This window comes from Seonamhaeicola marinus, assembly GCF_008085455.1.
Genome location: NZ_VSDQ01000144.1, coordinates 1 through 634 on the forward strand (window position 1 = coordinate 1; position 634 = coordinate 634).

Annotated in this window: 1 rRNA gene; it reads left to right on the forward strand. The window is 46.7% G+C overall.

Annotated elements, in window-relative coordinates:
* A 16S ribosomal RNA gene (locus FUA24_RS01150) occupies window positions 1-634 on the forward strand; the annotation flags it as partial.

The window sequence follows — 634 nt, forward strand, 5'->3', positions numbered from 1 at the left end:
TAAGAATAAGCATCGGCTAACTCCGTGCCAGCAGCCGCGGTAATACGGAGGATGCAAGCGTTATCCGGAATCATTGGGTTTAAAGGGTCCGTAGGTGGATTTGTAAGTCAGAGGTGAAATCCTGCAGCTTAACTGTAGAACTGCCTTTGATACTGCTAATCTTGAGTCATTATGAAGTAGTTAGAATATGTAGTGTAGCGGTGAAATGCATAGATATTACATAGAATACCAATTGCGAAGGCAGATTACTAATAATGTACTGACACTGATGGACGAAAGCGTGGGGAGCGAACGGGATTAGATACCCCGGTAGTCCACGCCGTAAACGATGGATACTAGCTGTTCGACTTCGGTTGAGTGGCTAAGCGAAAGTGATAAGTATCCCACCTGGGGAGTACGTTCGCAAGAATGAAACTCAAAGGAATTGACGGGGGCCCGCACAAGCGGTGGAGCATGTGGTTTAATTCGATGATACGCGAGGAACCTTACCAGGGCTTAAATGTAAGTTGCATGATTTAGAGATAGATCTTTCTTCGGACTACTTACAAGGTGCTGCATGGTTGTCGTCAGCTCGTGCCGTGAGGTGTCAGGTTAAGTCCTATAACGAGCGCAACCCCTGTTGTTAGTTGCCAGC